This window comes from Micromonospora sp. ALFpr18c (assembly GCF_008868155.1).
Classification (GTDB): Bacteria; Actinomycetota; Actinomycetes; order Mycobacteriales; family Micromonosporaceae; genus Micromonospora.
This window is the reverse complement of the sequence record NZ_WBKR01000428.1, coordinates 1-948: the sequence shown is the minus strand read 5'-3', so window position 1 is coordinate 948 and position 948 is coordinate 1. Positions and strand designations below refer to the sequence as shown.

Here is a 948-nt window from a genome sequence, read left to right as displayed (position 1 = left end):
TGGACGAAGATGGGGGTATGCGGATCCTTCTGGCCGGCGCGTCCGGCTTTCTCGGCACCCGGTTGAGTGACCGGCTCGCCGCCGACGGGCACCAGGTCACCCGGCTCGTCCGTCGGGCGCCGAACGGCCCGCAGGAGCAGCAGTGGGACCCGGCCGCCGGTCAGCTCGACCCGGCCGCGGTCGCCGGGTCGGACGCGGTGGTCAACCTGGCCGGCGCGGGTGTCGGTGACAAGCGCTGGGACGACGACTACCGGCGGCTGATCCGCTCCAGCCGGGTGGACAGCAGCAGCACCCTCGCGGCCACCATCGCCGGGCTGCCGGCCGCCGACCGACCTCGGGCGTTGCTCAACTCGTCGGCGGTCGGCTGGTACGGCAACACCGGCGACCGGGTGGTCGAGGAGGACGCGCCCGCCGGGGAGGGCTTCCTGGCCGACGTCTGCCGGGTCTGGGAGGCCGCGACCCGGCCAGCCGAGGACGCCGGGGTACGCGTGGTGCGGCTGCGCACCGGCCTGCCGCTGCATCGTGACGGCGGGCTGCTCAAGCCGCAGCTGCTGCCGTTCAAGCTGGGCATCGCCGGCCGGTTGGGCAGCGGCCGGCAGTGGCTGCCCTGGATCTCGATGGCGGACTGGCTGGACGCGACCCTCTTCCTGCTGGCCCGGGACGACATCGCCGGCCCGGTCAACGTGGTGGGGCCGCACCCGGTGACCAACGCCGAGTTCACCAAGGAACTGGCCCGGCAGCTGCACCGCCCGGCGATCATCCCGATCCCCGCCCTGGCGCTCAAGGTGGCCCTCGGCGGCTTCGCCCACGAGGCCCTCACCAGCACCAGAGTCCTCCCCGGCGTCCTGACCCAGGCCAGCTACCCGTTCCACCACCCCACCCTCCCGAAAGCCCTCCACGCGGCCCTAACCGCCTGACCACCATGTGGTGATCAAGAGGTTTGCGTCA

General features: G+C 73.1%; 1 protein-coding gene. It reads left to right on the top strand.

Going from position 1 to position 948, the window contains the following annotated elements; translation table 11 throughout:
• Positions 1–17: 17 nt before the first annotated feature.
• Positions 18–917, top strand: a complete 900-nt coding sequence (locus F8271_RS31530; RefSeq protein ID WP_151493412.1) for a TIGR01777 family oxidoreductase — start codon at positions 18–20, stop codon at positions 915–917.
• Positions 918–948: the final 31 nt, after the last annotated feature.

Coding starts and splice junctions, on each gene's coding strand:
- F8271_RS31530 (WP_151493412.1), top strand. CDS start 18: ATGCGGATCCTTCTGGCCGGCGCGTCCGGCTTTCTCGGCACCCGGTTG.